Here is a 5,456-nt window from a genome sequence, read left to right as displayed (position 1 = left end):
CTCGGCGCGCGCGCGGCGGCGGCGCAGCACGCTGCGCAGCCGGGCGAGCAGCTCGCGCAGCTCGAAGGGCTTGCCGATGTAGTCGTCCGCGCCGAGTTCCAGGCCGACGATGCGATCGGTCGGCTCGCCGAGCGCGGTGACCATCAGGATCCCGGGCGCGTCGGGCAGGCCGCGCAGGCGGCGGGCGATGCTGAGCCCGCCTTCTCGCGGCAGGTTCAGGTCGAGCAGCACGGCTTCCACGGGATCGTCTGCCAGCGCCGCATCCAGCGCGGCGCCGTCCGGGCAGGGCAGGGCGTCGAAGCCCTGGGCGCGGAGATACTCGACCACGACCTCGCGCAGGTCAGGCTCGTCCTCCACCACGGCTATGCGGACGCCGGCCATCTTCCCCCGCGCCGATGAATCGGGCGGGCCGCAGAATGACCGAAGCCTGACAGCGTGTCACCCGGGGCACGCGATGGGCCGCGCGCCCGCGCGGGTCAGCGGCCGGTCAGGATGCGCTCGACCAGCTGCTTCGCGGTCGGGATGAAGCCGTTGGAGTAGAACGGGTCGTTCGCGAAGCGGTAGGCGTTGTGGCCGGCGAACATCAGGTTGTGCTCCAGCGCGCCGTCATGCGCGATGTCCTGCAGGGTCTTCTGGATGCAGAAGCTGCGCGGGTCGGCCTTCTTGCCGGTGCTGTATTCGGGCTCGTGCTGCGACCAGTTGGAGAAGCGGCACGCCGAGAGGCAGCCCATGCAGTCGATCTGGTCCTTCAGGATCTCCCGGCTCTTCTCCGGGGTCACGAAGACCAGCGTGTTGTCGGGGGTCCGCATCGCCTCGGTGAAGCCCTCGGCTTCCCAATGGTTCACCCGGGCCAGATCGTGCGGCGTCAGGTAGACCTTCCGCTTGCGGGGACCGACGCCGTATTCGGCGATGTGGTCGCCGACGGGCTCGCTGGTATAGGCCACCTGGCGGTCGTTGCGGTCCTCAAGCTCGCGCAGGAACTCGTTGCGCACGGCGGAGGAGTAGAAGCCGGTCGGCGAGAAGGGCTGCAGCAGCACGTCGCCGGGCTGCAGCGTCAGCAGTCGCTGCTTCCAGGCGTCGCTGATCGGGCTTTCCTGGGTCAGCAGGGGCCGCGTGCCGAACTGGAAGGCGACGGGGCCGAGGTCGGGGTTGTCGATCCAGTCCTCCCATTCCTCCAGCCACCAGACGCCGCCCGCCATGATGATGGGCACGTCGCCCAGGCCGAATTCGCGCATCTGCTGGCGCAGCTTCAGGACGCGGGGGAAGGGGTCCTCGGGCTTCTTCGGGTCCTCGCTGTTCGACAGCCCGTTGTGGCCGCCGGCCAGCCAGGGGTCCTCGTAGACCACGCCGCCCAGCCATTCGCGGGTCTTGTGGTAGGCGCGCTTCCACAGCGCGCTGAAGGCGCGGGCGGAGGAGATGATGGGGTAGTAGTGCACGCCGAAGTCGCGGGCGACGTCGGCCAGGCGATAGGGCATGCCGGCGCCGCAGGTGACGCCGTGCACCAGGCCCTTCGCACCTTCCAGCACGCCGCGCGCCACGCGCTCCGCGCCGCCCATCTCCCACAGGATGTTCATGTGGATGCGGCCCTGGCCGCCGGAGCGCTCATGCGCTTCCCGCGCCTGGGCGATGCCGCCGGCGATGCCGTAGGCGACCAGTTCCTCGTGCCGCTCCCGGCGGGTGCGGCCGGAATAGGTCTGGCGGATGACCTTGCCGTCCGTGTCGTAGCTGTCCGCGTTGACCGCGGAGAAGGTGCCGACGCCGCCGCCGGTTGCCCAGCCGCCGCACGTTGCACCGTTGGAGACGGCCACGCCCTTGCCGCCCTCCACGAGGGGCAGCACCTCGACTCCGCCCATGCGGATCGGGTTGATCGCCTTCAAGGCTGTCGTGCTCCGATGACTGTCGCCTGGACGCACCGGCCAACCCCGAGGGGGGCGTGCCGGCGCGTGTGACGGTAATATGGCGCGAGCCTGACCCTTTGGGGAGGGTCTGGCTCACGCGATGTTTCGGCGGATTACTCCGCCGCGTCGCGATCGTTGCCGCCGCCCTCGCGACGGGGGCGGTCGCCCCGGTCACGATACGGACGGTCGCCCCGGTCGCGGCGAGGGCGATCACCGTTGCCCTCGCCCTCCTCGCGCGGCCGGCGGGCGCCGACCTGCTCGGTGATGTCGGCGCCGGTCTGCTGGTCCACGACGCGCATGGAGAGCTTCACCTTGCCGCGATCGTCGAAGCCGATGACCTTCACCTTCACCGCGTCGCCTTCCTTCACGACGTCGGTCGTCTTCTGCACGCGCTCGTTGGCGAGCTCGCTGATGTGGACCAGGCCGTCCTTGGCGCCGAGGAAGTTGACGAAGGCGCCGAACTCGGCGGTCTTCACCACCTTGCCGTTGTAGATCTTGTTGATCTCCGGCTCGGCGACGATGCCCTGGATCCAGTCGATCGCCTTCTGCGCCGCCTCGGTCGTCGTGGCGGCCACCTTGATCGTGCCGTCGTCGTCGATGTCGATCTTGGTGCCGGTCTGCTCGGTGATCTCGCGGATCACCTTGCCGCCGGAGCCGATGACGTCGCGGATCTTGTCCTTGTTGATGTTGATCACGGTGATGCGCGGCGCGGTCGCGGCCACGTCGCCGCGCGCCCCGCTGATCCCCTTCGCCATCTCGCCCAGGATGTGCAGGCGCCCGTCTCGCGCCTGGCCGAGCGCGATCTTCATGATCTCGAAGGTGATGGAGGTGATCTTGATGTCCATCTGCAGCGAGGTCACGCCGACCTCGGTGCCCGCCACCTTGAAGTCCATGTCGCCCAGGTGGTCCTCGTCGCCGAGGATGTCGGACAGCACGGCGAAGCCGCGATCCTCCTTGATGAGGCCCATGGCGATTCCGGCGCAGGGCCGCTTCAGCGGCACGCCGGCATCCATCAGCGCCAGGCTGGTGCCGCAGACGGTCGCCATGGAGGAGCTGCCGTTGCTCTCCGTGATCTCGCTCACGACGCGCAGCGTGTAGGGGAACTTCTCCTTCTCCGGCAGGAGCGGATGGATCGCGCGCCAAGCGAGCTTGCCGTGGCCCACCTCGCGCCGGCCCGGGCTGCCCATCCGGCCCGTCTCGTTCACCGAGTAGGGCGGGAAGTTGTAGTGCAGCATGAAGTTCTCGCGGTACTCGCCGACCAGTGCGTCGATGATCTGCTCATCCTGGCCGGTGCCCAGCGTCGCCACGCAGAAGGCCTGGGTCTCGCCCCGGGTGAACAGGGCGGAGCCATGCGCGCGGGGCAGCACGCCGACCTCCGCGGTGATGGCGCGCACCGTCTTCGTGTCGCGCCCGTCGATGCGAAGGCCGGTGTCGAGGATGTTGTTGCGGACGACGTCCGCCTCCAGCTCCTTCAGCAGGCCCTTGGCCGCGGCGGCGTCCAGGCCCTCGGCCTCGAGCTGCGCGACCACCTGCTTCTTCACCGCGGCGACGGCGTTCTGGCGCTCCAGCTTCGGGATGATCTTGTAGGCCTCGGCCATCGGGGCGCGACCGATCTCGGCGATGCGCGCCTTCAGCGCCTTCTCCGCTTCGCTTTCCTCGGCGAGCGGCCAGGGCTCCTTCGCGGCCACCTCGGCAAGCTCGATGATGCCCTGGATGACGGACTGGAAGGCCTTGTGGCCGAATTCCACGGCGCCGAGCATCACCTCCTCGGAGAGCTCCTGCGCCTCGGATTCCACCATCAGCACGCCCTCGGCCGTGCCGGCGAGGACGAGGTCCAGCTGGCTCTGCTTGCGCTGGGCGAGCGTGGGGTTCAGCACGTACTGGCCATCGACATAGCCGATGCGGGCGCCGGCGATCGGGCCGAAGAAGGGGATGCCGGACAGCGTCAGCGCGGCGGAGCAGCCGACCATCGCGACGATATCCGGGTCGTTCTCCATGTCATGGCTGAGCACGGTGGCGACGACCTGCACCTCGTTGCGGAACCCGTCCGGGAACAGCGGGCGGATCGGCCGGTCGATCAGTCGGGACACCAGGGTCTCGTTCTCGGAGGGACGGCCCTCGCGCTTGAAGAAGCCGCCCGGGATCTTGCCCGCGGCGAAGGCTTTCTCCTGGTAGTTCACGGTCAGCGGGAAGAAGTCCTGGCCGGGCTTCACCGAACGTGCGCCGACCGCGGTGCAGAGCACGATGGTGTCGCCCAGGCGCGCCATCACCGCGCCATCGGCCTGGCGGGCCACCTTGCCGGTTTCCAGCACCAGCAACTGGCCACCCCAGGAAATTTCCTTGCGGAAGTACTTGTCGAACATGCGTCGTCCTTCTCGGCCGCGCGTCCTTGCGCCGCGGCCATGACATGCGGCCGCGCACGCGGGCCACCCGCGCGCACGGCCAGGGAGCGACGACATGGGATGCCGGAAGGCGCCTTCCCGCCCCCGCCCAGCGGGGGAGCCGAGGGATGCACAGCGTCTCGGGCGGCATGGGAAGGCAGGCCCCCGAAGCCGGGAACACCACCCATGTGGCCGGAAACGCCGCCATCGACCCGGTTTCGGATACGGCGGCCCGTTCGGACCCGCTGCCATCGCAGCGCAGGCCGGACTCGTCCCCGAGTCCGGCCGCGACGTGTATCTAGGCGGTCCCGGCCCGGAAGGCCAGCGGAAATGCCTGCTGCGCGCCCGGGCGTTGATCCAGGGCAAGGCGACGGCCCGTCATGCGCGGCAGGGTTACCACCATGACACGCTTCCTTCTGCTGGGCTGGGTGCTGGCCGGCCTGCTGGCCGGTCTCGCCCTGCAACTGGCCGGCAGGCCGGAGACGGCGGCCCTGGTCTGGTCCGCTGCGGGGCTGCCGGTGGCGCTGCATGTCGGTCTCGGGCTGGTGCGCGGCCTGCTCGGCGGCCGGATCGGGGTGGATGCGGTGGCGCTGGCCGCCATCCTGGGCGCGGTGGCGCTGGGGGAGGCGGCGGCGGCGGCGGTGATCGGCCTCATGGTCGCCGGCGGCGAAGCGCTGGAGGCCTGGGCCGAGGGCCGCGCAACACGCGCCCTGACGGAACTGATCGCCCGCGCGCCGCGTCGTGCGGCGCGGCTTTCCGGAGAGGCACTGGAGGAGATCGACGTCGCGGCGATCCGCCCCGGCGACCTGCTGCTGGTGCGCCCCGGCGAGACGGTGCCGGCCGATGGCGTGCTGGAGGACGAGGCGGCGACGCTGGACGAGAGCGCGCTGACGGGCGAGGCGATGCCCGTCCCCTTCGCGCGCGGCACGGCGCTGCGCAGCGGCGGGGTGAATGCGGGAAGCGCCTTCCGGCTGCGCGCGACGCAGCCGGCGGAGGCCAGCACCTATGCGGCCATCCTGCGCCTGGCGCAGGCGGCGGCGGCGCAGCGCGCACCACTGGCCCGTCTGGCGGACCGCTGGGCGGTGGGCTTCGTCGCCTTCACGGCCGTGCTGGCCGCTGGCGCCTGGGCGGTGACCGGCGACCCGGTGCGGGCGCTGGCGGTGCTGGTGGTGGCCAC

4 protein-coding genes are annotated in these 5,456 nt (G+C 70.5%); 1 reads left to right on the top strand and 3 read right to left on the bottom strand.

The features are described from left to right. The 3 genes from OZN99_RS24400 to pnp all read right to left on the bottom strand — a co-directional run. Window positions 1-381 (bottom strand): response regulator transcription factor (locus tag OZN99_RS24400; protein ID WP_270937846.1); only part of this gene is annotated, 381 nt, incomplete at its 3' end. Window positions 382-476: 95 nt separating this feature from the next. Then, window positions 477-1,877, bottom strand: coding sequence for an NAD(P)H-dependent flavin oxidoreductase (locus OZN99_RS24395; RefSeq protein ID WP_270937845.1), 1,401 nt, complete (start codon window positions 1,875-1,877; stop codon window positions 477-479). 134 nt (window positions 1,878-2,011) lie between these two features. After that, window positions 2,012-4,261, bottom strand: coding sequence for a polyribonucleotide nucleotidyltransferase (gene pnp, locus OZN99_RS24390; protein ID WP_270937844.1), 2,250 nt, complete (start codon window positions 4,259-4,261; stop codon window positions 2,012-2,014). A gap of 419 nt (window positions 4,262-4,680) precedes the next feature. Here pnp and OZN99_RS24385 point away from each other — a divergent pair. Next, window positions 4,681-5,456, top strand: a 776-nt coding sequence (locus OZN99_RS24385; protein ID WP_456299898.1) for a P-type ATPase, incomplete at its 3' end; no start/stop codon positions are given.

Source organism: Falsiroseomonas oryzae (assembly GCF_027856955.1).
GTDB classification, from domain to species: Bacteria; Pseudomonadota; Alphaproteobacteria; order Acetobacterales; family Acetobacteraceae; genus Falsiroseomonas; species Falsiroseomonas oryzae.
This window is presented reverse-complemented; position numbering and strand designations above follow the sequence as displayed.